Below are 26719 nucleotides of genomic sequence, written 5' to 3'. Positions count from 1 at the left end.
GCGTAGCCGTTCGAATCGCTGGCGAACCGAGATACCACAAGATTATGAGACGCAACACGATACTCATCGGTCTGTTGATAACGGCGGTGTTGCTGCCGATGTGGTACGTCGCCTTGCACGGCGAACCACCGTCGGAAGAAATCGCTATCGACGAGAGCGTCAGCGACATCCGGCCGCTCGAAAGCCCAGTAGAGACGCCGAACAAGCTGTCACCGAGCCAGGTCGGTGTCGTTGTCTGGGTCGCCCTGTTCGGCCTCGTGGGCGTGCTGACGGCCGCTCACCAGTTCATGAACAGGGCGGTCCGGCCGCCCGACGAGGCCGAGCCTGTCACTGACGGCGGGACCGTCTCGCTACCGTGGCTCAACACGGAGCACCGCTGGGTCGTCGAGTACCACGACGCCTCAGACGCCATAGAAGGGCTTGTCGCCATGAGCGGTCTGACGGTCCTCTCTATCGTCTTCGCGGCGTTGTTCACCGGCGAGTACCTCACGCTCGCTCGCACCCAGTACTTCGGGCTGTACGCGACCGGGATGTTCCTCTCGCTCGCGCTCTCGACGGTCGCGTACTACGCCTGGTTCATGCCACACGTCGAAGTCGCCGAACTCAGGGGGCACGAATGATAGAGTATCCGAAACCCGATGACGACGACGAGGAACAGGGCGACGACTGCTCGTGTGACGGGGCCACCGGGACGTCTCCAACGCTGTACGGGGACGCCCGTGCGGAACTCCGCCGGCGTGACTTCGCGAAGTTCCTCGCGACCGTCGGCGGCCTGACTGCCGTCGCCAGCCTCACCGCGCCCCTCGCCAGCACCACGCAGGTGTTCGAGCGAGGCTACAAGGGACCTGTGTACTCCGACGGCATCCACCTCGTCGACGGCGAGGGCGAGCGCATCACGGAAACCCGGCTCTCCGAGGGCGAACACATGACTGTGTTCCCGGAGCCCCGACCCGGTATCGAGGACGCGCCGACGCTGCTGGTGCGCTACGCCGAGTCCGACTACGGCAGCGACATCTCAGAGGGGTTCACCGTCAGCGGCTACGCCGCCTTCTCGAAGGTGTGTACCCACGCCGGCTGTATGGTGTCGGACCGGGAGGAGGATCTAGTCGTCTGTCCCTGCCACTTCGGGAAATTCAACGTCTTGGAAGGGGCGGCGGTCAGCGGCGGCCCACCAGGGCGACCGCTCCCACAGCTGCCGATTACGGTGACCAGCGACGGATTCCTCGTCGCCACCGGTGACTTCGAGGGGCCAGTCGGCCCCGGAGGTGGATAATGTCCCGCGCCAAAGCTGTCTATGACTGGTTCGACACGCGCCTCGATCTTGAGAACGGCCAGAAGTTCCTCGGCAAGGCGTTCCCGGCCGAGGACTCGTTCCTGCTGGGCGAGGTGGCCCTGTTCTGTTTCCTTCTCCTGATTCTGTCGGGGATCTTCCTCGGGTTCTTCTTTGAACCCTCCACCTCCGACGTGGAGTACGACGGCAGCGTCCAGAAGTTCCAGGGCGAGGAGATGCCCGAAGCGTTCGTCTCGGTGTTGCACATCACCTACGACGTGCCCTTCGGGATGTTCATCCGCCGGCTCCACCACTGGGCGGCCCACCTCTTTGTCGCCTCGATAGGGTTGCACATGTTACGGGTGTTCTTCACCGGCGCGTACCGCAATCCGCGGGAGCCGAACTGGGTCGTCGGCACGGGCCTCGCGGCCCTGTCGATGGGCGCGGCCTACACCGGCTATGCCTTACCATTTGACGAGTTTGCTGCCACAGCCACGAGCATCGGCTACAACCTCACGATATCCATCCCCCTGTTAGGTGATTTCCTCGGCCAAGTGGTGTTCGGGGGTGAGTTCCCCTCCAGTGCCACTATCCCCCGGCTGTACTTCTTGCACGTCCTCGTGATACCGGCGGCCATCGCTGTGGGCCTAGCCGTCCACATGGCCATCCTCATCAGACAGAAACACACCGAGGCCCCGCGGGACGGCGACGTGACGGCCGGTCGCCAGACTGTCGACGAGGAGAACGACGACATCATCATCGGCCTGCCGGCGTTCCCGAATCAGGCCGCCGTCTCCGCGGTGGTGTTTTTCGTCACGGCGGCGACGCTATCGGCGCTTGCTGGCCTGCTGCCGGTCCACAACGTCGCTGAATACGGCCCGAACAACCCCGCGTCAACGCCGGAACTCATCATGCCGGACTGGTTCCTGATGTGGGTGTACGGCTTCCTGAAGCTCTTGCCACAGATTAGCTTCAATATCGGGCCAGCCCACATCAATGGGGAGTTTGTCGGCGGCATCGTCCTTCCGGGGCTGGTGTTTGCCGCGGTCGCCGTCTGGCCGTTCATCGACCGGACCGGGCCGACCCACTTCACTGCGGACCCGCTGGACCGGGCCTGGCAGACCGGTGTGGGCGTGGCCGCCGTTGCGTTCATCATGATCGCCTCCATCGCGGGGATGAACAACATCCTCGCGGATCAGGTGCTCGGAACGACGACGAACGTGGTCAACCCCATTCTGACGGCCGCGCTGCTGGTCGTCCCACCCGTCTTCGGCGGCATCACGTACCTGCTGTTGCGCGACGGCGAGGCCACGCCGTCACAGGAGAGCGATGTCGCCGCGGACGGCGGGTCCGTCGGCGACGAATCTGACAGCACCGAACCGGAGGAGGACAGATGACCGCGAGCATCAGACTGACTGAGCGACAGTATCGCCTGCTGGATACGACGAGCAAGCTGGTCGGCCTCGTGCTGGTCGCCGCCGGCCTCGAAGTCGGCGGCAGCACGCTCGCCGGCATCGCGCTGGCCGTGGCCGGCACTGCCTGCGCGACTGCGACAGTGTTCATCACCAATGAGTAGAAACGACCTGACCGACGACAAAACGGACAGTGCGGGAATCAGTCGCCGCGACTTCGTGCGCGGTCTCGGTGCCGCGTCGCTACTGGGTGCGACGGGGCTGTCCTTCGCCGACGACGGCATGGACGGCCTCGAAGCGGTCGACGACCCCATCGGGTCGTATCCGTATCGGGACTGGGAGGACCTGTACCGCGACGAGTGGGACTGGGACTCCGTCGCCCGGTCGACCCACAGCGTCAACTGCACCGGCTCCTGTTCGTGGAACGTCTACGTCAAGGACGGACAGGTCTGGCGGGAGGAACAGGCCGGCGACTACCCGACGTTCGACGAGAGCCTCCCGGACCCGAACCCGCGGGGCTGCCAGAAAGGGGCCTGTTACACGGACTACGTCAACGCAGACCAGCGCGTGCTCCACCCGCTCCGTCGCACGGGCGAACGCGGCGAGGGCCAGTGGGAGCGGATTAGCTGGGACGAGGCGCTGACCGAGATTGCCGACCACGTCATCGACGAAGTGCAGGCGGGCCGGTACGACGCGATCTCGGGATTCACGCCGATTCCGGCGATGAGTCCGGTGTCGTTCGCCTCCGGCTCCCGGCTCGTCAATCTGCTCGGCGGCGTCTCACACAGTTTCTACGACTGGTACTCGGACCTGCCGCCGGGCCAGCCGATTACGTGGGGCACCCAGACGGACAACGCCGAGTCCGCCGACTGGCACAACGCCGATTACATCATCGCCTGGGGGTCGAACATCAACGTCACGCGCATCCCCGACGCGAAGTACTTCCTCGACGCCGGCTACGAGGGTGCAAAGCGCGTCGGTATCTTCACAGACTACTCCCAGACGGCCATCCACACCGACGAGTGGCTCTCACCCCACGGCGGCAGCGACACCGCACTCGCGCTGGGTATGGCCCAGACAATCGTCGACGAGGGACTGCACGACGAGGACCATCTCAAAGAGCAGACCGACATGCCGCTGCTTGTCCGGGAGGACACCGGCAAGTTCCTCCGAGCAAGCGAGGTCGGCCTTGCCGAGGACGCCGACGACCCCGAGAAGGTGTTCGTCATGGTCGACGACGACGGGAACCTCCGCCGTGCGCCCGGCTCGCTGGGTGAGCGGGACGGCCAGCACGACCACTCGAAGAGCATCGAACTCGACTTCGACCCGCAGTTATCGGTCGAGCGAAGCGTCGACACCGACGAGGGCAGCGTCGCAGTCCGGTCCGTCTGGGAGAACCTCACCGACGAACTCAGCCAGTACACGCCGGATGTCGTTCACGAGGAGACCGGCGTCGGCGAGAACACCTACCAGCGGATCGCCCGCGAGTTCGCCGAAGCCGACGCCGCCAAAATCATCCATGGCAAGGGCGTCAACGACTGGTATCACAACGACCTGGGCAACCGCGCCATCCAGTTGCTCGTGACGCTGACGGGCAATCTCGGCGACCCCGGCACCGGGCTGGACCACTACGTGGGACAGGAGAAGATCTGGTCGTTCCACGGCTGGAAGGTCCTCTCGTTCCCGACCGGAAACGTCCGCGGCGTCCCGACGACGCTGTGGACCTACTTCCACGCGGGCATCCTCGACAACACGGACCCGGACACCGCCGAGAAGATACGCGAGTCCATCGACAAGGGGTGGATGCCGGTCTACCCCGAGGAACGGAACGACGGGAGCCGACCGGACCCATCGACGATGTTCATTTGGCGCGGGAACTACTTCAACCAGGCCAAGGGAAACGTCGCCCTCGAGGAACAGCTCTGGCCTAAACTCGATCTCGTCGTCGACATCAACTTCCGAATGGACTCGACGGCGATGTACTCCGACATCGTCCTGCCGGCGGCCAGCCACTACGAGAAGTACGACCTCTCAGAGACGGACATGCACACGTACGTGCACCCGTTCACGCCGGCCGTCGAGCCGCTCGGTGAGGCCAAGACCGACTGGGAGATATTCCGATTGATCGCCGAGAAGATACAGGAACAGGCTCAGGAGCGCGGCGTCGAACCCATCGAGGACCGCAAGTTCGACCGGACTATCGACCTGACGACCATCTACGACGACTACGTCCGAGACTGGGAGACTGGCGAGGAAGAAGGGCTCGTCGAGGACAAAGCTGCGGCGGAGTTCATCTTAGAACACTCCGAAGAGACCAACCCCGAGGGCAGTGACGAGCAGATAACCTTCGACGACATCGACGAGCAGCCACAGCGGTTCCTCGAAGCTGGCGACCACTGGAGTTCGGACATCAAAGACGGCGAGGCGTACGTTCCGTGGCAAGACTACGTCCACGACAAGAACCCTTGGCCGACCTTCACCGGCCGCCAGCAGTACTACATCGACCACGACTGGTACCTCGAACTCGGCGAGGAGCTTCCGACCCACAAGGAAGGGCCGGAGAACACCGGCGGCGACTACCCGCTGTCGTACAACACGCCCCACGGTCGCTGGTCCATCCACTCGACGTGGCGCGACGACACCAAGATGCTCAGACTCCAGCGCGGCGAGCCCGTGGTGTATCTGAACCCCGAGGACGCCAAGGAGCGGGGCATCGAGGACGGCGACACCGTGGAGGTGTACAACGACCTCGGGAGCGTCGAGGTGCAGGCGAAAATCTACCCCTCCAGCGAACCGGGGACCGTTCGGCACTTCTTCTCATGGGAGAAGTTCCAGTACCCCGACCGGGACAACTTCAATACGCTCGTCCCGATGTACATGAAGCCGACCCAGCTGGTCCAGTACCCGGAAGACACCGGGGAACACCTGCACTTCTTCCCGAACTACTGGGGGCCGACCGGGGTCAACAGCGACGTGCGTGTCGATGTCCGACCGAGCGGAGGTGACACCGAATGAGTACCGACCAACAGGACGAACAGGGCGAGGAGGACACGCTGGTCAACGTCGCCGACGGCGTCGACCACCAGGTCGCGATGGTGATGGACCTGAACAAGTGCATCGGCTGCCAGACGTGTACAATCGCCTGCAAGAACCTCTGGACGGAGGACGGCGGCAGCGAGTACATGTACTGGAACAATGTCGAAACCAAGCCCGGCGAGGGCTACCCCCGCGGCTGGGAGGACTCCGGCGGTGGCTGGGAATCGGGCGAACACTCGGACCGCTCGCCCGGTGAGATTCCCGACGAGGAAGACTACGGCCGCGCCTGGGAGTTCAACCACGAGGAAATCATGTACGAGGGCAGCGACGAACCGCTGCGGCCCCGCGACGGCGCGGAGTGGGGGCCGAACTGGGACGAGGACCAAGGGGCCGGCGAGTACCCCAACAGCTACTACTTCTACCTCCCGCGCATCTGCAACCACTGCACCCACCCGTCCTGTGTCGAGGCCTGCCCACGCTCGGCGCTGTACAAGCGCCAGGAGGACGGCATCGTCCTCGTCGATCAGGACCGTTGCCGGGGCTACCGCTACTGCGTCGAGGGGTGTCCGTACAAGAAGGTGTACTACAACACCGTCTCGAAGAAATCCGAGAAGTGCATCTTCTGCTACCCCCGCATCGAGGGGGAAGGCCCCGAGGGAGAGACGTTCGCCCCGGCCTGTGCCGAGGAGTGCCCGCCCCAGCTCCGGCTGGTCGGCTTCCTCGACGACGAGGAAGGACCCATCCACAAGCTCGTCAATGAGTACGAGGTGGCCCTGCCGCTCCATCCGGAGTTCCGCACGCAGCCCAACGTCTACTACATCCCACCCTTCGCCCCCGGCCAGCACACGGAGGACGGCGAGACGGTCGATATCGACCGGATTCCCCGCCAGTACCTCCGGAACCTGTTCGGCGATAGCGTCGACGAAGCGCTCGACACTATCGACGCCCACCGGCAGCGCGTTCGACAGGGTGGAGAGAGCGAACTGATGGAACTGCTTCAGGACAAGAACCCGGCTAAACAGTACCGACTGGAGGTGTTCGACGATGAGTGAGCACCGCGAACGAACGTCGAGCTCGGAAGACCTGCGGTCTTCCGGTGTTCGAACGAGCGAGCGTAGTGAGCGAGTTCGAATGCGCTGGCGAATAGGCCAGCGGTGTTCGACGATGAGTAGCGAGCCGCTACGCGGCTCGGAAACGCGAGCGGGCGATGCCCGCGAGCGGCCCCAGTTGACTGTGCCGGAGCGTGCTCAGGGGGTGGTCAACGATGGCTGACCACCGACGCACACTCACACTCACAGCGGTGCTTTCGGCGCTCATTGTCGTTTCGACGGTGGCCGCGCCGATGGTGAGCGCCCGGCCAGCACACGAAATCCCGGTTTCGGAGGTATCGACGGCCGACCTCGCCGAACCAAATGCGGACGGCTGGGCAGAGGTTCCGGCCTCGGACGTGCCGCTTTCGAGCGCCCCGAGTAGCGTCCCGAACGCCGACGACACGTCCGTCGAGGCGGTCGACGTGCAGGCGGCTCGGACTGACGAGCGCTTGTACGTCCGTCTGGAGTGGCACGACGCGACACGGGACAGGAACGCCAGCGCCACACGGGAGTTCGCCGACGCGGTCGCGGTCCAGTTCCCGGCGAACACGAGTTCCCGGCCGCCGATAGCGATGGGCGGCCCGGATAACCGGGTCAACGTCTGGTATTGGAGCGGATCGACCGGAACCCAGGAACTGCTGGCCGGCGGCGCAGGCTCAACCACGCCGTTCGAAAACCCGACCGTCCGGACGAACGCGAGTTACACCGGCACTGGCGGAAACGCCACCTGGGCGGTGGTCTACTCGCGCCAGCTTGACGCACCAAGCGAGAACCGGACCGACCTGCGAACCGACGGCGACCTCGACGTGGCCTTCGCCGTCTGGAACGGCTCTAACGGCGAGCGGTCCGGGCAGAAAGCAGTCAGCGAGTGGCACTACTACCCGTTCAGCGGCGGCCCGCAAGGTCCGCCCTACGAGACGCTACTGTGGACCCTCGCCGGCATCGCCATCGTCGCTGTCGTCGGCGTCACCAGCTTCGGCATCTACCGCACGCGGGGGGCCGAGTAATGGCGACCACGCCAACCGACCCGATGGACGACCTCGACGAGAACGCGGCCGCCCGCGGTGCGGTGTACGCGACGCTCGCCAAAGCGTTCGAGTACCCCGAGGAGTCGTTCCACAGCGCGGCGGCCGACGGGACGCTGGAAGCCGATTTGCGAGCGTGTCTCGACCAGTCAGGCCTTGATGTGGCCGCCCCGGCACTGACCACTGACGACGACTACGAGACGCTCGCGGCCCGCTACAACGACATCTTCGAACTCGGCTACAGCGAGTACACGGACCGGACCGACGGCTCGCTCGAAGCGGAGGGACCGCCGGTCCCGCTGTACGAGTCCAAGTACCGGCCGGACCATTCCTGGAACGACGTGAACCTCGACCTGTCGCGTGCCTACAGTCACTACGGCCTGGAGATCGACCAGGACGATCGGGACAACCACGACGCGCTGACCTACGAGCTGGAGTTCGCGGGCTATCTGGCCCGCCGTGAAGCCGCCGTCGGCGAGGACGCCGCGATCGCTCGGCTGGACTTCCACGACCGGCACCTCGGCCACGCAGCGGCCGGCGTCGCGGACCGACTGGCCGACGAGCCAGGGACCGACATCTACGGCGGCTTCGGCGAACTGCTGGAGGCGTTCGTCCGGGCCGACCGCAACGACCTCGCGGAACGGTTGGAGGGTGAGCGATGACGGCGGCGCTACAGCGACGGGTCAGACCGCTGCTACACGGCGGAAGCCATTCGGCCGCGGATCTGGCGGTCGGCGCTGCGGCCGTCGCGGTCGCCGCCCGGTACTTCGCCGTCCTGTTCGTCAACGCACCGGGGTACGGCGGCGTCCCGATTTCGCCCGGCCTGGCGACAGGGGTGTCAACGGTCGTCGTCGCCGCCGCGGCGATCGCCGTTGCCGTCACCGACGCCGACCCGCTCACCGGCATCGGTCTGCTGTTTGTCGGCGTGTTCGGCCTGCTGTCGCTGCTCAGTAACGCCGCGGCGCTGCCGGCGGCTGTCGCAATCGTCCTCGGGACGGCGACCGTCGCCGCCGTCGCGGGCCGACGGCTAGACCTCATCTCGGCCGCCGCTGTCGCCCTGCTCGTCGCGGCGCTGAGCATTGGGCTTGCAAGTGGCGTCGGCGGCTGGACGGGTCTCCGTCCGGTTGCCTCCACCGTGGCACTGCTCGGCATCGCGTCGACACCAGCGTTCGCCGCGACGGATTGGCGCTCGCTGTCGACGGCGGACTGGGGCGCAGTAATCGGCGGCCTCGCCGCCTTCGCCGTCGTCCTTGCCATCGGTCGCGCCGTCCCGTTCGTTACGGGCGCGGTCACACTCACGGGAACCGGCGTCGTCGGGACGAGCCTACCCGTCGTTGCATTGGCCGCTGCCGGTGCGGTGACGACGGCCAGCGCGGCCAGCCGAACGCGGCGGTGGCCGCTGCTCGCCGGTGTCGCGCTGGTCGCGTTTGCGGGCATTCCGGCGTCGCTTCCGCGCGCGCTCCCGTTCGCGCTCGGCATCGCCGTACTCACCGCACAGGAGGGAACACAATGACCGGCTGTCACGACGACGACGAGTTCGAGAAGCACCTCGAAGAGGACCCGGACCCGCAACTGGACCCCGAGCGCAGCCCGGGCCTGCACACCGATATCGAAGCGCTGGAAGACATTGAGGTGAGCCGCGAGGACGTGACCATCGGCGAGGCGACACCGGAAGAACTGGCCGCCAGCGACACCGAACCCGTCGAGGACGACGCGGTGGCGTCGCTGCTGTCGGATATCGAACACGGCGGGAAGACGGACCGTCGCCGCGCCGCTCTCGAACTCAAAGACCGGGCGTCCACCGACGAGATCGTGGCGGCGCTCGCCCGTGCTGCGACGACCGACGACGACAGCGACGTGCGCCAGTTCGCCGTCGAGGCGCTGACCGCCCACGGCGGCGAGCGGGCCGCGGCGGTAGCGGTGGAACTACTGGACGACCCCGACCCGTGGGTTAGGGCGGAAGCCGTCGTCACACTGGACAACGTCGACCGCGAGGCCCACGAGGACGATATCGCGGCCGCTATCGACGACGACCACCACGCAGTCCGGCGGAACGCGGCCATCTCGTTGTTCAAGCTTCGCGGTGAGGAAATGGCCGACCTGTTGTTAGAACAGAGCCGCGACGACAGCGAGCGGGTCCGTGAGTGGGCCGCTCACATGCTCGGCGGCGTCGACGAGGACCGCGCTCGCGAGCGACTGCGCGAACTCACCGACGACCCGGCCACCGTGGTCCGCCAGACCGCCGAACGGTCGCTCGACGTGGACCCCGGACGGTTCCGACGGCAGTTCGGCGGTGCGCTGGAGAACGACGCGCGACTACTGCCCGGCGAAGACAGACTCAATCGGATGCCCGACCTCTGACGATGACTGACGGAACGCCCACTACACTGACCGACCGTATCGAAGCCGCACTGCGAGACGTGCGCGACCCGAACGCCGACCTCTCCGTGTTCGACGCGGGCTTCGTCGAGAACATCGACGCGACCGACGGCGACGTGACCATCGAGGCCGACCTGACCGCGCTGGACGGCGGGACAAGTACGCAGGTCGTTCAGGCGATGCTCCACGCGGTCGACGACGTGGACGGCGTCGAGAGCGTCCACGTCGAGCGGACGACACCGACGAGTGAGGGGCAAAGCGGCGTCGAGTCCTTCGACCACGTCGTGGCCGTCGCCAGCGCGAAAGGCGGCGTCGGCAAGTCGACGGTCGCCACACATCTGGCCTGTGCGCTGGCCGCTGACAACGACGTGGCCCTGTTCGACGCCGACATCCACGGGCCGAACGTGCCCGAACTGCTGGAGGTGAGCGGGCCGGTCCACTCCAGCGAGGAAGGCGACCCGCTCCCGGTCCGAGCGGGCGACATGGACGTGATGAGCGTCGGCCTGATGGAAAGCGGCGCGCCGCTGGCCTGGCGCGGCGCGATGGCCCACGACGCGCTCGATGACCTGTTCGAGAACACCGCCTGGCGTAACGACGAAGTACTGGTGCTCGACCTGCCGCCAGGGACGGGCGACGTGGTACTGACGACGCTGCAGGAGGTCCCCGTCGATGGCGTCGTCGTCGTCACGACGCCGTTTCATGCAAGCGTCAGCGACACCAGCCGAACCGTCGAGCTGTTCCGCGACAACGACGTGCCGGTGCTGGGAACCGTCGTCAACATGGCCGAGTACGTCTGTGATTGCTGTGGCGAACCGAACGACCTGTTCACCGGCGACGCGCTAGGAGACCTCGATGCGGAGGTACTGGCCGAACTCCCGTTCTCGCACGACCTGCAGGGGACGCCAGCACCCGGCGACGTGCCAGAGACTGTCAGCGACCTCGGGGACGCCGTCGAGTCCGCCCTCGACACCGCAGGCGAGGTGGGCGTCGACCCGACCGCCGATATTCGGGACCTGCCGCCACAGGAACGCAAGGATCTGGTTCGAGACCAGTTCACCGCGCTGGACAGCGGCGAGCCGTTCGTCCTCGTCAGCGACCGCGACCCGACGCCGGTCGGACAATTCCTAGGCCAGCTCGCGGAGGCCCCACGCGAGGCCTTCGACCCGTTCGAGGTCCGCCGGGAAACGCCCGAGGCCTGGGTGCTGGAGACAGTCAAGCCGTAGGTGTGATCGCTGGCAGTAGGGCGTGGTAATAATTAACACGCCGCCAGAGCAGGTCTAAAGGCATAATGGTCCGCACCCGTAGTAGTACGGTAATGACCGCTATACTCGTGGCGGCGGGCCGACTCGCGCACGGTCGGGAACGTGTCAGGTTCGGGCGGACCGGAGGGATAGCGTGACCGATCCGTTTGCGGTGATGAACGCTATCGGGCTGGTCGGGTTCGCGTTCGTCGGCGCAGCGAAAGCCATCGAAGAGCGCTACGACGTGTTCGGCGTCACGGTCGTCGGCGTAATGACGGCGCTGGGTGGCGGGACGACGCGGGACCTGCTGTTGAACAGAGTGCCGAACTCCCTGCAGTCTCCCGGTGAGGTCGCCCTGTCACTCCTTGGTGTCACCGCCGCTGTGCTGTTCGTGCATTTCCTCGACGACGGCCACCAGCACCCGGTGGTCCTGACGGCCGACGCCATCGGGTTGGCCGCGTTCTCGACCACCGGGGCGCTGCTGGGCCAGCAGGCCAGCCTCCCGGTGTTCGCCGTCGTCGCGCTGGCGACGGTCAACGCGGCCGGCGGCGGCGCGATATCGGACCTGCTGTTGGGCCGAACGCCCTTTATTCTCCGCCAGGACTTCTACGCGTCCTGTGCTGTTATCGGCGGCCTCACCTTCTGGGCGCTGGCACAGATTGGCGTCAGCGTCAGCGTAGCATCGGCCGGGTGCGCACTCGCGGTGCTGTTGGCCCGAGGGCTGGGCATCGGTCGCGGGTGGTCGCTCCCGACGGTGCAGGCGTGGGAGCGACGCGACGCACAGTAGAACGACCCTATTTTTCGCTTGGCCACCATCTGAGTGTGAGCGCGACCGATTGGTCCAGACCGAACACGTCCGACGAACGGTCGACGGTCGCGGTTTCCGGGCAGTCGATTTCGGTACGCTCGTCGGCGATTTCGACGGTGATTGGCCCCTGTGCCTGCTGGAAACGGTCGGCAAGTGCCTCAAGTTCGGCCAGCAGCGCCTCGCGGGACATCGTCGTCTCCCGAGCAGTATGCTGCTGGCGGTGGTCGCCAACGACAGGGTCGATATCCACGTCCGCAGAGCGGTTCGAGAGAACGGCGTTGATGGCCGCCCCGAGCAGTATCACCAGCCCAATGATGTACAGCCAGCTCAGTAGGACGAGGATGCTGGCGATGATGTTCCCGCCCGTCGAGCCAGACTTAAACGCGGTAAAGAGGACCTGCGCGACAGTAAGCCCGATTGCGGCGAACGCGACACCGGGAACGACTTCAAGCGGTGAGACGTCCGTGTCTGGGAAAATATAGTACATCGGATAGAAGACGACGAACAAGCCGGCGGCCCGGACCAGCCCGCTGGCGACCGCCCACAGCGGGCCACTCCCGGCCTCGGGTAAGACGCTGCCGAGCGCGCTGGCGCTGAGTATCGCCACCGCGACGGTCACGAGTAGTAGCAGCCCGTCGCCGAGCTGGTCGAAGAAGGTGTTCGACGCGCCCGTCTCGTAGATGTCCGAGAAGGCTGTGTCCAGCCCCCGGAAAATTCGCAGCGAGCCCCAGAGAAGAAAGCCCACGCCCAGCGCCGACACGGACGCGTCGGCCTCGGTCAGTCCCTGCTGGATGATGCCGCTTGCCTGTGTGGTCAAAACGGTCTCCATGATGCCGACGATGGAGGCCCGTAGCGTGACGTTCTCCGTCCGCTGGACAAAGGTCAACACCAGCAATAACAGCGGAAGAATCGACAGGAACGCATGATAGGCTATCGAGCCAGCCATGAACGTGAGCCGTTCCGCCCTGATTTCGTGAACGAGAGCCCGCAGAACCTCCTCCGTACGGGCGCGACTGAAACGCATACGCAGGATTCGACGCCGGGAAGCAAATAGACGCCGCCGTGGCGGACGCCCCCCGACGCCGCCGGCGAGGTGGGCGTCGGTCCAACCGCCGAGAGGTGCGGTTCGTCACCGCTACAAATCCGGGGAGTGCCCCGGAGCGTCGCTACTGACGGATGACCGCTCGGGTCGTCGTTGCCAGCGACGCGTAGAAGGTTTCGCGTGTCTCCGCCTCGACTTGCTCGAGGAACTCGTCAGCCCAAACAGCGAGATGCTCCTCGAAGAACTGGTCGAGGTGTTCGTCGAAGCCCGCTTCCGCGAGGTAGGCGGCGAACTCCAGTTCCGTGGCGATGTGGTCCGGGAGGTCCGAATGGGTAGCTGCGGGCTGGACGCCGAACTCTCTGTACCAGCGCACGACAGCCATCGTGGCTGGTCCCTTGACCGGGCCGAGTGCATCCGGGTCCTCACCGTCACGATAGACGCTCTCGTAGGGCGGACACGGCGGTCCCGCTGGACCGACGAACAGTCGGGTGTACTCGGTCCTGAGACGATGGCGGTCGGCCGAGCCGATGTCACCGACCACCGGAGCCAACTCACCGGCCTCAATGGCTTCGATCAGCTGTTCGGTCGGCTCCCGCCAGCATTCGGCAAGGACGGCGTAGGTCGCCGCGGCGTCCGACCGAAACCCATCGCTCCCGATGTCGCGTTCGGGCGATCGCTCACGTGTGGTGGAGGTGTCAGTCTGTCCAGTCATTGTCGTTCCTGTGTGCCGCCATCAGTCGCGTACTGTTCGTCGACTCGCTGGATTGGGACGTACTTGAGGCCGAGCGTGACGATGAGCGCGCCGAAGGCGACGATACCGAGGGTGACAACCACCTCGACTAGCGTCGGGGTGTAGGCCCCCGCAGTCGCCCAGATGTCGGTCGTGATGCCGGCGTACTCGCCACCGAGCGAGATGCCCGGTGGGAGGTCGATGTTGGCGACCTCGTATCCTGTAAACACCAGCCGGATCCCTTCGAACATCGTGCCGAAGACCGCGAGGAGGCTCGCGGTGAAGATGACCGACACGCGTTTCCGGAGCGATGGGATCATCAGCATGACAAGCGGGACTGCGCCGCCGACAACAGTCCAGAGCCAGAAGTAGACGGACTCGCCGATGAGGAAGCCACTGGTGATGGCCCAGAACTCGAAGTGGTCCGCCCAGGCGTGGGGCAGTCGTTCGGCCGCAAGCAGGTACACCACGTGCAGCGCGAGGAAGATACCGAGTAGCTTGCCGAGACTCGCGAGTTCCTCGCGGTCGACCTCGTAGTTCGTGAGCCGGTCTGCGAGGACTGACACGACCAGCAACAATCCGAGGCCGGAGACGAGCGCCTTGGCGATGAACACCGGTGCAACGAGGGGGCTGAACCAGTCGCCACGTCCGATCTGCGTCGCGAAAATCCACCCAGTCACGGAGTGGAGGGCGACCGCAGTCGGGAGTGCGAGTGCTGCAGTCCAGAACATGAGCGTGCGGTCGCGCTCACGTCCGTCGGCGGTGTCATCGACACCCAGTGCGAGCGGCGACCCCCGCGCAGCAAGGTCACGGCGCGTCAGGAGCCACAGATACCAGAGGTTTAGCACGCCGTAGAGAATGACAATCCCGAAGTCCCACACCATCGGCGAGCGGAAGTCCGGCGAGGTGAAGAACTGGTAGAGCCGCTCGGGCCGCCCGATGTCTGGGAGGATGAGCAGGCCGGCAACGATGATACAGGCGAGGCTGACCAGTACGCCAAGCCGCGCGAACCCCTCGTAGCGGTGTGAGTGGAAGAACTTCGGTGCGCTCGAAATGATGAGCCCGCCGGCGGACAGCCCGACGAACAGGACGAACATCATGATGTACAGCCCCCACGAGAAGACGTTGCGCATCCCCGTGGCCACAAGTCCCGTGGTGAGTTGGTAGCCCCAGGCTACCAGTCCAGCGACCATGAGGCTCGCGAGCAGGCCGAGCCACAGCTTTCCTTTCGTTCCGAAGGCCGGAATCGCGATTCGGGATGAGTCAGCGGCCATCAGTCATCACCTCCGGACCCCACTGCTGGGACGTGTGGAGCGGCATCACCCTCGATGGAGTGGTGGCTTCCACCCGAGCCACTGCTGTCGCTTTCACCGGCCTCAGCTGGCACGTCCTCGGCCCCGTCGGACCACGGAGAGACATCGTCGAGTTCGCTCTCCATTTTATCCGACGTCTGTGGCCGACCGGGACTCATCTCGCCGCTGATGTAGTGTGTCTTCGGGTTCGTCCCGCGGTCTTCGAGGAGCTGGTCCGTCTCGTACTCGTTGATGTATTTCGAGACGGTGCTCCCCTCGTCGTCGAGGTCGCCGAAGATGCGCGCGTCGGCGGGACAGTTGACGACACAGGCCGGGTCGAGTCCCTCGTCGACGCGATGGCTACAGAACGTACACTTCTCGACGACGCCCTGTGGCCGGGCGGCAACGTCGCCCGTTCCCTCTTCGGGCATATGCTCGGGTTCGTCCCAGTTGAACACCCGCGCGTTGTACGGGCAGGCGGCCATGCAGTAGCGACAGCCGATGCACTTGTCGTAGTCTATTTCGACGATCCCGTCGTCGCGGGTGTACGTCGCGTTGACCGGACAGACCTTTACACAGGGCGCGTTTTCGCAGTGCTGGCACGCCGTCGGCTGGTACTGCATATCCAGCGACCCGCTGCCGCCGTCTTCGGGGTAGCCACCTGACGGGGTGTCCATCTTGTCGCCGCCCTTCGTCAGGACGCGGTTCCAGAACTGCCCCATTGGGACGTTGTTCTCCTGTTTACACGACACTGCGCATGCCTGACAGCCGATACACCGCTCCTGGTCGATTACGAGGCCATAGTTCGTCATCGTTAGTCACCTCCTGCACGTGATGTTTCAGCGCCAGTCCCACGCGGGTTGTCCGATTCGTACTTCTCCGTGCCGAGGTCGTCGGGGGCCGGCTCGACGGCGACGCGGACATCGTAGAACGACATTGTCTGGCCGACTTCACTGACCTCGTTGTGTGTGAGGTCGTTGTGGTGGCCCTTGAGGTAGTCACGCGACCACCATCCCTGGTCAGTGTTTACCAGCCCGGGCTGGAACGCCTCGTTGTACTTCGCCTTCACAATCATCTCGCCGCGGTCGTTGTACACGCGGACGTACTCGCCGTCCTCGATACCGCGAGCCTTCGCATCCGACGGATGGATGTCCAGCTGCGGTTCGGGGTTTACCTCGCGCACCCAGTTCAGCATCTCGTACTGTGAGTGGATGCGGAACCGACTGTGCTTCTGCATGAACATCAGCGGGTACTCGTCGGCCTTCTCGTAGTCGTCGGCTGTCCGGTCTTCGAGTGGCCGTGGGACATCGAACGTTACGCCCTCCTCGCTCGGGGCGTCATCGTCGTACATTTTGATGCGCCCCGTGTCAGTGGGGAATGCATCGGTGTACTTGACGATGGGAACGGTCTGTTTCTTCTGGGTCCCCTGTTCGAACAGCGTCTCGAAGTCGATGGCGTCGTCCCGGCTGGCGAGTTCCCGGAGCAGTTCGCGTTTTGTCTCCGGGAAGTAATCACCGAATCCGAGTCGCTTCGCAAGCCCGCGGATCGCGTAGTAGTCGTCTCTGGCCTCCCACATCGGTTCCTGGACCTTGTGTCGATAGCTGATGTGTGGGTGGGACCCCCAGCTGGACGTGATGTCCTCCTGTTCGAACCAGTGTGGGGCCGGGAGGATGATGTCCGCGTGCTGGACCGTGTCCGTGTGGTGCATGTCCGCGACGACGTACATCTCAAGGCTCTTGATAGCCTTTCTGAACCGCTGGCGGTCCGGGAACTGGTTCCCCATCATGTTCGACTCGATAGAGTAGACGGCCCTGACCTTGTGCGGGTCACCGTCGAGTATCGCGTCCGGATATTCGGGGAAGTACAGCGACGGTCCGGGGTCGGCGTCCTCGGGAGCGCTCCAGCCACCGGTACTGAGCGACGCACCGCCGGAATGGTGCGCGTGGATGTTCCCGTGCCGGCCGTAGTCACCGGTCAGCCCCAGCAGCATCGCGTAGGTCTGGCCGAAGACGTGCCCGTGTTTGTACCGCCCGATCGCGTAACTCGGGGCGATGCCACCGGGGCCGCGAGTCGCCAGCCATCGGACTGCAGTGCGGATGTTCTCCGCGTCGACACCAGTCTTCTCCGCGACTTTCGATGGGGCGTAGTCGGCCACGTGGTCACGGAGTCGGGTCAGTGCTGTCTCACATTCGATGCCGTCGACGGTGTACTCACCGAAGAGGGCGTACGGGCCGTCGGTCTCGGGTTCGAGTTCGACCGGCGTGTTACTGCCCCGTTCGACCGCGACGACCTGGTCGTCGCTGCCATCGTCGAAGACGGTGCTCGACTTGAGCAGGTCACCGGTGTCTTTCCGCACTAGCGCCGGACCGGTCGTTCGCTTCCGGAGGAACTGTTCGTCGTACGTCCCGTCCTCGAAGACGGTGTGCATCATCGCAAGCGCGAGATGCACGTCTTTCCCGGGCCTGACCGGGAGCCACAGGTCGGCTTTCGACGCAGTCGTCGTATATACCGGATCCACCACGACGAGTTTCGCCCCGCTCTCGACAGCATCGAGGACCTTCGAGGCATCCATCTGGAACTGACTGGAGAAGATGTCCGACCCCCAGACGATGATGGTGTTCGCGTTCTCCCAGTCCTCGGCTTCGTTCGTCGGTGGCAGGAAGAAGCCGGTCCCGGTGACTCGGTTGAATCCGCGTCCGACGTTGGTGTCGATGCCCCAGGCTGACTGGCTCGTGCCGAACAGGGAGCCCAGGCGACTAAACGCCTGTCCGGACTGGCCGTAATTCCCCGACCCTGCGTGGAGGAGAATGCTCTCTGCGCCGTGATCTGCTTTCAGCGACTGCATTTTGTCGGCGACGAGGTCGAGCGCCTCGTCCCAGGAGACGCGCTCGAACTCGGCGTCCGGACCGCGTCCGTCGGGATTAGGGGAGTCGGGCGACCAGTCGGTGCGCTTCATCGGGTATTTGAGTCTTGTCGGGTCGTACACGCGCTGGGTGTGTGAGAGGCCGAGCACGCAGGCCCGCTTGTACTGCTCGTCTTCCGGCGGGTGTGGCTCGACCTTCCTCACCTGTCCGTCACGGACGTGGACGTCGATGGGACACTTCCCACGACAGTTCGGCGAACAGACGGTCTGGATGACCTCGTTTTGCCCGACATAGTTCTCGATACCCGTGTCGTGTTTTGACGCCGCCGTTTCGTCTCCGCGTTCGGCCAGTCCCTGAAGGAACTCACCGCCGCCGAGGCCAAGTGCAGCAGCCGCTCCCCCGGCTTTCAGTACGTCACGTCGGTACAGGCCATCGTTGTCAGTCATCGTCGAATCCCTCGGGTTTGGTCGGCCGCTCGTCTTCACCGAACTCCGCCAGTACCGCCTCGTGGTACTTTTCGTGGAATTCGGCGTCGCTCAGTTCCCCGTTCGAGACACGAATCGCGTCACGAGCCATCCGTAGTCCCAAGTCAGTGTCGTAGTCGACGCCGTCAAGCATCGCTGTTGCTTCATCTTCCCACTCATCAATCGGCGTCAATCTCGGCTGCTGTGGGTTGTCCATGGCTCTAGTTATCGATTTCTCTCGGAACTCGGTAGGAGACGCGCTGTATTATGAAGGGGTTTAAATACAGGTGAGAACCGCGCCACTCAGCTTGAACCCACGGTGTAGCGATAGGCCGATGGCGTGTCGAGGAGCTAGACTGCCGGCCGAAACGCGGTTTCACCCATGGAACGGCCTGGTCGCGTTTGTCTCGGTCGCTACAACACCGGCGTCGATGCTACCGCCAGTCTTGACCGAAGAAATGAGGCTACGGGTCGAAGGCGGCCGTCGCGAGTTTCGATTCGACGGCGTTCAGGCGCTGAGAGAGCGCCGATTTCGAGATGTCCAGTGTCGATGCGAGTTCGTCGAGGGTCGTCTGTCGGGGCTGCCGGTAGTAGCCTTCGTCGACCGCGAGTATTGCCGCTTCCCGTTGTTTTGTCGTGAGACAGGAGAGGTCGACAGTCGCAGGCTCCGACTCCGTCTCGTCGTCCTGCCGGGATGTTAGCCGTCGCAGACGGACTCGTTCAGCCGCCGATTGCAACTGCTCGACTAGCTCACTGATGACGCTCCGGTCTGAGACGTACGTTTCGATGAAGAGGGTGTCACCGTCTGCGCGTCGGGTTCGTGGTACACACCCGACCTCGCCAAACGCGAGACAGAGGCAGCCGTCCCCGACCTGATTTGTCGAATGCAGGACCCGCGGAGTACCGGTTTCATCGGAGACAGTCATCTCTGCGTGGCAGATTCCGTCGTCGATCTGGTTGTGAACGCTCTCGATGTCTGCGTCCGGATCCGAGAGTGGACACGAACAGTTATCGGACAGCTCAATTTCGAACAGGATCTTGAGGGGCCGTTCGGTTGCGGTACCCGTTGTCGTCCCTGTACGCCCGCTCTCGGCTTGGTCCATCCTGTTTGCACCTCTCCGTCGTTTACTTAAATACGTTTTGTCAATTCTCACCGTAATCGGCAGACTGCGAGATGTTCGTCCCGAACGTTCATGTATAAATATCCCCCAGCAATCACGACGGTCCCAGATATAAACTGTGCCCCACCGTGACGGCGTCGTGGGCATGTCCACAAGTTGGTGTCACCAGATTCACAAGATAAATGCCGCCTCCGCCTGATACATCGATAATGGTCCTCTCGGACGTTTTGCTTGCCCCCCTGGGACTGGCCGCCCTCCTCCTTGCGGTGCCGATTGTGGTGCTGTATCTCATTCGACCGGACCCACAGGAACTCACGCTGCCGACGTTCCAGTTTCTCGTCGCCGGAGAACGCCAGCAGTCAGCGACGCCGTTTCTCGAACGGATCTCACGGAGCCTCCTGCTGCTGTTGCAGGTGCTCGTTGTACTGGTGCTTGCGGTCGGACTGGCGACACCGTACGTCACCGTCTCCGAGCGGGCGACGGTTGAGGAAACGGTCATCGTCGTCGACACGAGCGCGTCCATGCAGACAGACGCCGACGGGCAGACACGCTTCCAGCGGGCCGTCGCGGCCGCCCAGGAGGAGGTGACGGGGACGACCTCTATCGTCACCACGACCAACGGTGGCGAGGTAGTGCTCCAGCGCGGCACGCCGACAGCGGCACAGGGAACGCTGGACGGACTCAGCCCGACGGATGCGCCGGGAGCGCTCAGCGGTGCTATCTCGCAGGCAGCCTCGCTCGCCGGCGAGAACGCCAGAGTCGTCGTCCTCAGCGACTTCGCAGGTGAGGAGTGGACCACCGCGGTCACGACGGCGCGCGGGCGCGGCCTCTCCGTCGACCTCCAGCAGTTCGGTGGCGGCGGCGACGGGAACGTCGGCTTCATCGACCGGCGGTTCTCCGGCTCGGCGGTGACGCTGTCGGTGAAAAACTACGGCGACTCGACCGTGACCCGGACTGTCCGGCTGGGGAACACCCAGCAAGAGATCCAGCTTGGGCCCGACGACGTGGGTTCGGTGACGCTCCCGGTCCCGGCCGGCGGGAGCGAAGCCCAGCTTAGCCCGGGCGACAGTTTCACGACGGATGACAGCGTCTACGTCGCCGCACCGGCGGACGCGGCCGTTGACGTGCTGGTGCTGACAAACGACCGGAACCGGTACCTGACCACCGCGCTGTCGGTCGTCGACCGGGTGAACGTGACGGTCAGGCAGCCGCCGACAACGATTCAGGGCGACTACGACATCATCCTGTACAGCAACGTCGACAGGAGTTCGTTGCTCCCGGGGAACGTCGAAACCGGGCGCGAACTGGTCGAAGACGGTGGCGGCGTGGCGGTGCTGGCACAGGACAACCTCCCGCAGCGGTACCGAGACCTCCTCCTCATCGAACCCGGCGAGACCAAGGCGGGCGCAACGGTGGGCCAGACAGCACAGACACAGCTCACCCGCGGCATCGACTTCCAGCCTCCCGACGAGTACGTTTCGGGCTCGCTGCGCTCCGGGTCGGCCCAGGTCCAACTGAGCGACGGGACGCCGCTCATCGCGACCGAAGACCGGAGCGGTGGCCGCGTCATGTACTACGGCTACATCGAGGACCGGTCCAGCTTCAAGTTCAACTACCAGTACCCCGTGTTCTGGAAGCGGGCGGTGTACTATCTCGCGGACAGGGAACAGCTCCCGGCGCTGAACCACGAGACCGGCGAGACCGTCCGGTTCGGCAACACCACTGTCGAGGGGCCGGCTGGCCCTTTCTCCGGGAATTCGGTCCGGCTCCAGCGAGCCGGCCTCTACCGGAGCGAGAGCCGGCAGGTGAGCGCGTCGCTGCTGGACGAGAGCGAGTCAAACACCAACGTCGAAGCGCTCGACCAGCGCTCCGGAACGGCCGGGAACCTCACCCGGACCGAACGCCGGTCGGTGCCACAGCCGCTGACCGAATACTTCGCGCTGGCCGGGCTGGTACTCGCACTGGCCGAGATTGGATATCTCCGCCGGCGAGGTGATCTCTGATGAGCGTTTCATACACCCTCGCGGAGGGACTCACCGTCGGTGTCGAGCACCTGTGGCCGCTGGTGGTTCTGCCGGTCGCCGTCGGTCTCCTCGCGTATCTCATCCGGCGTGGCGAGGGCGGGCCGCGGTCGGCCTCGAACCGGAGCCGCCGACTCCTGCTTGCCAGCCGCGTGCTCATCGTCTGCCTGCTCGTCCTCGGCGCGATGGGACCGTACACCGTCCAGACCAGAGAGACGCCTGGCGAGCCGGGCGTGACACTGCTGACAGACGAATCCGCGAGCATGGGGATCTATCCGAACACGACCGACGAGATGGTACAGGACATCGAGGACGAGGGGGTTCCGGTGACGCGAGCGACGATCGGCAGCGGGTCGAACTCGCGGATCGGCGACGGTGTGGCGGCAAATCTTCAAGAGAATGGAACGGTCGTCGTCGTCTCCGACGGGCGCGTCACGGAGGGGCGAAGCCTGGCGACGGCCGCCGAGGACGCCGCCGGGCTCAACGCGACTGTCCATAGCGTCACTCCCCAGTCGCCACGCACCGAGCGGGCCGTGGCGATAGCAGGGCCGTCGACGGTGAGCCGCGGCGTCCAGTCGCAGTACACCGTCTCGATGGAGGGCGTGAGTGTCATCGAAGCGGTGCCAGTCGAGGTGACCATCGACGGCGAGACGGTCACTGAAGGCGAACTCCGACCGGACGGGACGCTCACCGTCGACCATACGTTCGAGGAAATCGGGTCACACCGCGTGACTGCGACGCTGTCCGGCGACGACGAGTACGCGCGAAACGACGTGTTCTACAAGAGCGTCCGCGTCGTCGAGCAGCCCGACGTGCTGTACGTCTCACAGGGCGAGTACCCGCTGCGAAACTATCTCGACTCGCTGTACAACGTCTCGACGGCCTCGTCGGTTCCGGCGGACCTCGACGACTACGCCGCCGTCGTCATGCAAGACACGCCGTCGGGCAATATCGGGAACGCCACCGCGTTGCAGGACTTCGTCATCAATGGTGGCGGGCTGGTCGTCGCGGGCGGCGACAACGCCTACGAGAACGGCGGCTACGAAACGTCGTCGGTGGGCTCGATGCTTCCGGTCCGTGTCGGGAACGCGTCCGGCGGCGAGTCGAACATCGTCATCCTCGTCGACGTGTCCGGTAGCGCCGAGAGCGGACTCTCGATACAGAAAGCTGTCGCGCTTGACGTGCTCGACCAGCTCGGCGACGAGAACCAGGTCGGCGTGGTCGCGTTCAACCACAACGCGTACCGCGTCTCGGAGATGCAGGCGCTCGGACAGAACCGGGCGGAAACCGAAGACAAGATCCGACGGCTGGAAAGTGGTGGCGCGACGGACATCGCCGTCGGGCTTCAGGGTGCTGACGAACTGCTGGGCGACCGCGAAGGGACGATCATCCTCCTCAGTGACGGTCAGGACCAGCTCGGCCCGCCAGCAGCCGTCGCCAACCAACTGGGCCGCGAAGGGACCCGCGTCGTCTCGGTCGGCGTCGGCAAGCGCGTTGGCGTCACAACGATGCGCCAGATCGCCAGCGAGTCCGGCGGCTCGTACTTCGCGGCCGACGAGACCGAGCGGCTGCGGCTCCTCTTTGGCGGCTCCTCGCGGCGCTACCAGGGGGAGAACCTCACCATCGTCACAGAGGACACGTTCATCACCTCCGGCGTCGAGCTGACAGCCAATCCCGGTCAGGCGAACAACGTTCAGGTCAAGCCCGGTGCCGACTACCAAGTCGCCACCGCGGACGGGAAGCCGGCCATCGCCTCCTGGCGGTTCGGGTTGGGCCGCGTGGTCTCTATCACCGCCTACGATTCGGACAACACGATGGGCGGCCTGCTCGACCGGCCGGACTCGCTGGTCGTCACGAAATCGGTCAATTACGCGGTCGGCGATCCCATGCGTTCCCAGACCGGCGTCACGGCGGTCGGTGACGCCCGTGTGGGGCGTCCGACAACGCTGACCTACCGGGGCGATAGCCGCCCGGAGGCGGCAAACATCTCCTTCCGCCAGATCGGCGACGGCCGGTATCGCGGCGAGTTTACGCCTCAGGAAGCAGGATATCAGACCGCACTCGACACCGAGTACGCGGCGAACTACCCCGTCGAGTACGCGACCTTCGGCCCGAGTGACAGCCTCGATGCGCTCGTCGAAACGACGGGTGGGCAGACCTTCAGCCCGAGCCAGGGCGAACAGATAGCCAGTGAGGCACGCCAGAAGTCCACCCGGGTCCGCACCGTTCGGGACACCTGGGACTGGGTCGCCCTGCTCGGCGCACTCCTGCTGTTCACCGGCGAGGTGGTCGCCCGGCGTGTTCAAGTGTACCGCGGTCGCACCTCTCTGGAGAGTGGTCTCCCGTGAGCGCAATCGGTCGCCGAATCAACCTCGGACTCGTGGTGTTCGTCGTCCTCTCGATGGTCGGAACCGGCGGAACGACGGTGCTGTACCAGGATTCCGCGAGCGAACTGCGATCGCAGAACCAGGATCTCAGACAGGAAAACGCCGAACTTCGAGGGAATCTGGACGACACCAGAAGTGAACTGGAATCTACCCGGACTCGCGTCGACGAACTCCAAGAGCAGTTGGAGACGCGGTCGGAGGACGTCGATCAGGTCGCGACCAATCTGAACCAGACAGAGGAGCAGTTGAACGCCACGCAGAGCCAGTTAGCAGAGACCCGGCGGTCGCTCCGCGATAGCGAGGACCGCGTCGAAGAACTGGAGGGGACAGTCGATGACCTACAGGATGAGCGCGACACGCTCGAGAACGAGGTCGATGACCTCGAATCAACAATCGGCGATCTGGAGAGCGAAAACGAGGATCTAGAGGACGAGCGTGCCAAACTGGAGGACCAAGTGTCAGACCTGCAGGACGAAATCGACAGTCTGGAATCACGGATAAGTACGCTCGAAGACGATATCGAGGACCTCGAAAACCAGAACCAAGAGCTGCGAGACGATATCGAGACGCTCTGTAGCCAGCCAGAGAACCAGGACAAAGCTACCTGCGAGGGCTACTGATGGACGAACCAGACACAGATACCGGAGAGAACGGCAACAAGGAACCGCCCGAGAAGGGACGGGCGCAAGCACGCGAACGGATGGCCGCCGCCATCGCCGAGGTGAGACGCGAGGGTAAGAAGGCGGCGTTCGTCTACGCCGTCGTCGACGCGGTGTTGCTCTTTCTTCTGGTGAACATCCTCCTGACTGTCCTTTCGCCGGCCGAACTCCCGACACAGGTGTCGGTTCCCACGGCGGTGACGGACCCGGTTGGGGCGGCTGTCGGCCGCTCGGTACCTGCGCTGTCGTTCCCCACGGGCGCAGTTGTCGGCATCGCCGTCGGAGTGAGCTGGCTCGTCGGCGAGTATCTGTACCGAGTCCGCCAGCCGCTCGTCGAGCAGTTCGAGGCGGCGAACGCGAACGTCACCGACGCGCTCCGAACGGCGCGGGATGCGGTGGAAGACGGGGCCGAGACACGGATGGCGGCCCGGCTCTACGAGGATGTCCTCGATGGGCTGAAACAGAGTTCGAGCGTCGCCCTTGTCGATAGTCGGCGACTGCTCGGGACGCTTATCGTCGTTATCCTGCTGAGCCTGGCGACAGTGCAGGTAGCTGTCGTCGACATCGGCTTGCTCGACCGCGACCCGGTCGAGACGGAGTCACCGAACGACCGGCCAAGCCAGTACGAGGGGCTCGAAGACGGCGACGCGATACTCGGCGATAGCGAGGACGTGCAGGCGGGCGGCGAGAACCTCACCGCCGAGATTGATTCGACGGGCGGCGACGAAGAAATCGACCGGAGCCAGTCGTTTCCGTCGTCGGACACCGGAGGACCGGGGAGCGGAAGCGGCACAGTCGACAGCCAGCAGGCCGGGTTCGCCGGCCAGGAAGACGTCGCGGACGCGGACCTCATCCGCGAGTACAATCTCAGGATTCGAGAGCAAGACACGGACGACGAGGACACCGACCCATGAGCTCAGAGCAAGACATCGACGAACTACAGCGGAAGATCGCGAACGCACGCGAACAGATCGGCACGCGGATCGTCGGTCAGGAGGAGGTACTGGAGCAACTGCTCATCTGTATCCTGGCCGACGGCAACGCCCTGCTCGAATCGAACCCGGGACTGGGGAAGACGACGATGGTCCGGACCGTCGCGGAGGTGACCGACCTCCAGTTCTCCCGCATTCAGAACACGCCCGACCTGATGCCGTCCGACATCACGGGGACCGAAATCATCCGTGAAACCGACAGCGGCCGCGATTTCGTCTTCGAGAAGGGACCGGTGTTCGCCAACGTCGTACTGGCCGATGAGATCAACCGGGCGACGCCGAAGACACAGGCTGCCCTGCTGGAAGCGATGCAGGAGAAACAGGTGACTGCCGCGGGCGAGACCTACGAGCTGCCGCGCCCGTTCTTTATTCTGGCCACCCAGAACCCCATCGACCAGTCGGGGACCTACGCGCTCCCGGAGGCCCAGACCGACCGCTTCATGCTGAAGCTGCTGGTCGACTACCCCGACTACGAGGAAGAGCGGACCATCGTCGATATGTACACCGCCGGCGCAGAGCAAGTCCCCGTCGAGCGCTCGTTGACCCGTCCGGAGATTCAGGAAATCCAGCAACTGGTCCGCGAGATGCCCATTGCCGACGACCTGCGCGACCGGGCGGTCCAGCTCGTCCGCCGGACGCGCGAGGCTGACGACATCGAGTTCGGGGCCAGCCCGCGGGCGAGCATGGCGCTCGTCCAGACGGCGAAGGCGCGGGCGTTCCTCCGCGGCCGATCGCACGTCACGGGCGAGGACATCGAGGCGCTGGCAGCCCCCGTGCTCCGCCACCGGATTATCGTTGACTTCCGGGCCGAGCGGGAGGGTCGAACGGCAGACGACCTCATCGCAGCCCTGCTGGAATGAGCGACGCAGTGACCGCAGTTCAGCG

The 26719-nt window shown here is 64.8% G+C and carries 25 protein-coding genes; 18 read left to right on the top strand and 7 right to left on the bottom strand.

Translation table 11 applies throughout. From position 1 onward, the window contains the following. Positions 1 to 44: 44 nt before the first annotated feature. From AV059_RS14190 to AV059_RS14135, 13 genes are all read left to right on the top strand, one after another. Positions 45 to 620 (top strand): hypothetical protein, encoded by a 576-nt coding sequence (locus tag AV059_RS14190; RefSeq protein ID WP_058995402.1) that lies wholly within the window; start codon positions 45 to 47, stop codon positions 618 to 620. After that, positions 617 to 1273 (top strand): ubiquinol-cytochrome c reductase iron-sulfur subunit, encoded by a 657-nt coding sequence (locus AV059_RS14185; protein ID WP_058995400.1) that lies wholly within the window; start codon positions 617 to 619, stop codon positions 1271 to 1273. The genes AV059_RS14190 and AV059_RS14185 overlap by 4 nt, the downstream gene beginning before the upstream one ends. Continuing rightward, on the top strand, positions 1273 to 2667 hold the full coding sequence (locus tag AV059_RS14180) for a cytochrome bc complex cytochrome b subunit (protein ID WP_058995398.1): 1395 nt from the start codon (positions 1273 to 1275) through the stop codon (positions 2665 to 2667). Before AV059_RS14185 ends, AV059_RS14180 begins: the two co-directional genes overlap by 1 nt. Then, a complete protein-coding gene (locus AV059_RS14175; RefSeq protein ID WP_058995396.1) occupies positions 2664 to 2846 on the top strand; it encodes a hypothetical protein in 183 nt (60 codons plus the stop codon). The genes AV059_RS14180 and AV059_RS14175 overlap by 4 nt, the downstream gene beginning before the upstream one ends. Continuing rightward, complete coding sequence (locus AV059_RS14170) at positions 2839 to 5697, top strand: molybdopterin-dependent oxidoreductase (protein WP_058995394.1); 2859 nt, start codon at positions 2839 to 2841, stop codon at positions 5695 to 5697. The genes AV059_RS14175 and AV059_RS14170 overlap by 8 nt, the downstream gene beginning before the upstream one ends. Beyond that, positions 5694 to 6770, top strand: coding sequence for a 4Fe-4S dicluster domain-containing protein (locus tag AV059_RS14165; RefSeq protein ID WP_058995393.1), 1077 nt, complete (start codon positions 5694 to 5696; stop codon positions 6768 to 6770). Before AV059_RS14170 ends, AV059_RS14165 begins: the two co-directional genes overlap by 4 nt. Next, a complete protein-coding gene (locus AV059_RS22085; RefSeq protein WP_154021033.1) occupies positions 6763 to 6990 on the top strand; it encodes a hypothetical protein in 228 nt (75 codons plus the stop codon). Before AV059_RS14165 ends, AV059_RS22085 begins: the two co-directional genes overlap by 8 nt. Further along, complete coding sequence (locus AV059_RS14160) at positions 6983 to 7816, top strand: ethylbenzene dehydrogenase-related protein (protein WP_058995391.1); 834 nt, start codon at positions 6983 to 6985, stop codon at positions 7814 to 7816. Before AV059_RS22085 ends, AV059_RS14160 begins: the two co-directional genes overlap by 8 nt. Continuing rightward, positions 7816 to 8496 (top strand): molecular chaperone TorD family protein, encoded by a 681-nt coding sequence (locus tag AV059_RS14155; RefSeq protein ID WP_058995389.1) that lies wholly within the window; start codon positions 7816 to 7818, stop codon positions 8494 to 8496. Before AV059_RS14160 ends, AV059_RS14155 begins: the two co-directional genes overlap by 1 nt. Then, positions 8493 to 9347, top strand: coding sequence for a hypothetical protein (locus tag AV059_RS14150; protein ID WP_058995387.1), 855 nt, complete (start codon positions 8493 to 8495; stop codon positions 9345 to 9347). Before AV059_RS14155 ends, AV059_RS14150 begins: the two co-directional genes overlap by 4 nt. Continuing rightward, positions 9344 to 10195, top strand: coding sequence for a HEAT repeat domain-containing protein (locus tag AV059_RS14145; RefSeq protein ID WP_058995384.1), 852 nt, complete (start codon positions 9344 to 9346; stop codon positions 10193 to 10195). The genes AV059_RS14150 and AV059_RS14145 overlap by 4 nt, the downstream gene beginning before the upstream one ends. Positions 10196 to 10197: 2 nt before the next feature. Next, positions 10198 to 11436, top strand: a complete 1239-nt coding sequence (locus AV059_RS14140) for a P-loop NTPase (protein ID WP_058995383.1) — start codon at positions 10198 to 10200, stop codon at positions 11434 to 11436. Between the two features lie 172 nt (positions 11437 to 11608). Further along, positions 11609 to 12241, top strand: a complete 633-nt coding sequence (locus AV059_RS14135) for a trimeric intracellular cation channel family protein (RefSeq protein WP_304438465.1) — start codon at positions 11609 to 11611, stop codon at positions 12239 to 12241. A gap of 7 nt (positions 12242 to 12248) precedes the next feature. On the opposite strand, the gene AV059_RS14130 is transcribed toward AV059_RS14135, so the two are convergent. From AV059_RS14130 to AV059_RS14100, 7 genes are all read right to left on the bottom strand, one after another. Next, positions 12249 to 13286 (bottom strand): YihY/virulence factor BrkB family protein, encoded by a 1038-nt coding sequence (locus AV059_RS14130; RefSeq protein ID WP_058995380.1) that lies wholly within the window; start codon positions 13284 to 13286, stop codon positions 12249 to 12251. Positions 13287 to 13428: 142 nt separating this feature from the next. Beyond that, the gene (locus tag AV059_RS14125) at positions 13429 to 14016 is read right to left on the bottom strand and encodes a molecular chaperone (RefSeq protein ID WP_058995378.1); all 588 of its coding nucleotides are present in this window, start codon (positions 14014 to 14016) and stop codon (positions 13429 to 13431) included. Beyond that, the gene (gene nrfD / locus AV059_RS14120) at positions 14013 to 15308 is read right to left on the bottom strand and encodes an NrfD/PsrC family molybdoenzyme membrane anchor subunit (RefSeq protein WP_058995376.1); all 1296 of its coding nucleotides are present in this window, start codon (positions 15306 to 15308) and stop codon (positions 14013 to 14015) included. The genes AV059_RS14125 and nrfD overlap by 4 nt, the downstream gene beginning before the upstream one ends. After that, positions 15308 to 16138 (bottom strand): sulfate reduction electron transfer complex DsrMKJOP subunit DsrO, encoded by an 831-nt coding sequence (gene dsrO, locus AV059_RS14115; protein ID WP_058995373.1) that lies wholly within the window; start codon positions 16136 to 16138, stop codon positions 15308 to 15310. Before dsrO ends, nrfD begins: the two co-directional genes overlap by 1 nt. A 2-nt stretch (positions 16139 to 16140) precedes the next feature. Then, complete coding sequence (locus AV059_RS14110) at positions 16141 to 18636, bottom strand: molybdopterin-dependent oxidoreductase (protein WP_058995372.1); 2496 nt, start codon at positions 18634 to 18636, stop codon at positions 16141 to 16143. Further along, complete coding sequence (locus tag AV059_RS14105) at positions 18629 to 18871, bottom strand: 4Fe-4S ferredoxin N-terminal domain-containing protein (protein ID WP_058995370.1); 243 nt, start codon at positions 18869 to 18871, stop codon at positions 18629 to 18631. Before AV059_RS14105 ends, AV059_RS14110 begins: the two co-directional genes overlap by 8 nt. Before the next feature lie 247 nt (positions 18872 to 19118). Then, on the bottom strand, positions 19119 to 19757 hold the full coding sequence (locus AV059_RS14100; RefSeq protein WP_058995368.1) for a helix-turn-helix domain-containing protein: 639 nt from the start codon (positions 19755 to 19757) through the stop codon (positions 19119 to 19121). Positions 19758 to 19984: 227 nt separating this feature from the next. On the opposite strand from AV059_RS14100, the gene AV059_RS14095 reads away from it, so the two are divergent. Genes AV059_RS14095 through AV059_RS14075 form a run of 5 tightly spaced genes read left to right on the top strand, consistent with a single transcriptional unit; the run spans position 19985 to position 26694 of the window. Further along, a complete protein-coding gene (locus AV059_RS14095; protein ID WP_058995365.1) occupies positions 19985 to 21778 on the top strand; it encodes a VWA domain-containing protein in 1794 nt (597 codons plus the stop codon). Continuing rightward, positions 21778 to 24144 (top strand): VWA domain-containing protein, encoded by a 2367-nt coding sequence (locus AV059_RS14090; protein ID WP_058995363.1) that lies wholly within the window; start codon positions 21778 to 21780, stop codon positions 24142 to 24144. Before AV059_RS14095 ends, AV059_RS14090 begins: the two co-directional genes overlap by 1 nt. Next, the gene (locus AV059_RS14085) at positions 24141 to 24803 is read left to right on the top strand and encodes a DUF5082 family protein (protein ID WP_058995360.1); all 663 of its coding nucleotides are present in this window, start codon (positions 24141 to 24143) and stop codon (positions 24801 to 24803) included. The genes AV059_RS14090 and AV059_RS14085 overlap by 4 nt, the downstream gene beginning before the upstream one ends. After that, positions 24803 to 25756: a hypothetical protein gene (locus tag AV059_RS14080; protein ID WP_058995358.1), complete on the top strand. Its 954-nt coding sequence runs from the start codon at positions 24803 to 24805 to the stop codon at positions 25754 to 25756. Before AV059_RS14085 ends, AV059_RS14080 begins: the two co-directional genes overlap by 1 nt. After that, positions 25753 to 26694: a MoxR family ATPase gene (locus AV059_RS14075; protein WP_058995356.1), complete on the top strand. Its 942-nt coding sequence runs from the start codon at positions 25753 to 25755 to the stop codon at positions 26692 to 26694. Before AV059_RS14080 ends, AV059_RS14075 begins: the two co-directional genes overlap by 4 nt. Positions 26695 to 26719 lie beyond the last annotated feature (25 nt).

It is taken from the genome of Haloarcula sp. CBA1127 (assembly GCF_001485575.1).
Taxonomy (GTDB): Archaea; Halobacteriota; Halobacteria; order Halobacteriales; family Haloarculaceae; genus Haloarcula.
This window is presented reverse-complemented; position numbering and strand designations above follow the sequence as displayed.

Bases quoted from the DNA above. Each gene is read 5' to 3' on its own strand.
- AV059_RS14145 (WP_058995384.1), top strand. From the start codon at position 9,344: ATGACCGGCTGTCACGACGACGACGAGTTCGAGAAGCACCTCGAAGAG.
- AV059_RS14110 (WP_058995372.1), bottom strand. From the start codon at position 18,636: ATGACTGACAACGATGGCCTGTACCGACGTGACGTACTGAAAGCCGGG.
- dsrO (WP_058995373.1), bottom strand. From the start codon at position 16,138: ATGACGAACTATGGCCTCGTAATCGACCAGGAGCGGTGTATCGGCTGT.
- AV059_RS14150 (WP_058995387.1), top strand. From the start codon at position 8,493: ATGACGGCGGCGCTACAGCGACGGGTCAGACCGCTGCTACACGGCGGA.
- AV059_RS14095 (WP_058995365.1), top strand. From the start codon at position 19,985: ATGGTCCTCTCGGACGTTTTGCTTGCCCCCCTGGGACTGGCCGCCCTC.
- AV059_RS14090 (WP_058995363.1), top strand. From the start codon at position 21,778: ATGAGCGTTTCATACACCCTCGCGGAGGGACTCACCGTCGGTGTCGAG.
- AV059_RS14160 (WP_058995391.1), top strand. From the start codon at position 6,983: ATGGCTGACCACCGACGCACACTCACACTCACAGCGGTGCTTTCGGCG.
- AV059_RS14190 (WP_058995402.1), top strand. From the start codon at position 45: ATGAGACGCAACACGATACTCATCGGTCTGTTGATAACGGCGGTGTTG.
- AV059_RS14075 (WP_058995356.1), top strand. From the start codon at position 25,753: ATGAGCTCAGAGCAAGACATCGACGAACTACAGCGGAAGATCGCGAAC.
- AV059_RS14100 (WP_058995368.1), bottom strand. From the start codon at position 19,757: ATGGACCAAGCCGAGAGCGGGCGTACAGGGACGACAACGGGTACCGCA.
- AV059_RS14170 (WP_058995394.1), top strand. From the start codon at position 2,839: ATGAGTAGAAACGACCTGACCGACGACAAAACGGACAGTGCGGGAATC.
- AV059_RS14125 (WP_058995378.1), bottom strand. From the start codon at position 14,016: ATGACTGGACAGACTGACACCTCCACCACACGTGAGCGATCGCCCGAA.
- AV059_RS22085 (WP_154021033.1), top strand. From the start codon at position 6,763: ATGAGTGAGCACCGCGAACGAACGTCGAGCTCGGAAGACCTGCGGTCT.
- AV059_RS14140 (WP_058995383.1), top strand. From the start codon at position 10,198: ATGACTGACGGAACGCCCACTACACTGACCGACCGTATCGAAGCCGCA.
- AV059_RS14080 (WP_058995358.1), top strand. From the start codon at position 24,803: ATGGACGAACCAGACACAGATACCGGAGAGAACGGCAACAAGGAACCG.
- nrfD (WP_058995376.1), bottom strand. From the start codon at position 15,308: ATGGCCGCTGACTCATCCCGAATCGCGATTCCGGCCTTCGGAACGAAA.
- AV059_RS14130 (WP_058995380.1), bottom strand. From the start codon at position 13,286: ATGCGTTTCAGTCGCGCCCGTACGGAGGAGGTTCTGCGGGCTCTCGTT.
- AV059_RS14175 (WP_058995396.1), top strand. From the start codon at position 2,664: ATGACCGCGAGCATCAGACTGACTGAGCGACAGTATCGCCTGCTGGAT.
- AV059_RS14105 (WP_058995370.1), bottom strand. From the start codon at position 18,871: ATGGACAACCCACAGCAGCCGAGATTGACGCCGATTGATGAGTGGGAA.
- AV059_RS14155 (WP_058995389.1), top strand. From the start codon at position 7,816: ATGGCGACCACGCCAACCGACCCGATGGACGACCTCGACGAGAACGCG.
- AV059_RS14180 (WP_058995398.1), top strand. From the start codon at position 1,273: ATGTCCCGCGCCAAAGCTGTCTATGACTGGTTCGACACGCGCCTCGAT.
- AV059_RS14185 (WP_058995400.1), top strand. From the start codon at position 617: ATGATAGAGTATCCGAAACCCGATGACGACGACGAGGAACAGGGCGAC.
- AV059_RS14165 (WP_058995393.1), top strand. From the start codon at position 5,694: ATGAGTACCGACCAACAGGACGAACAGGGCGAGGAGGACACGCTGGTC.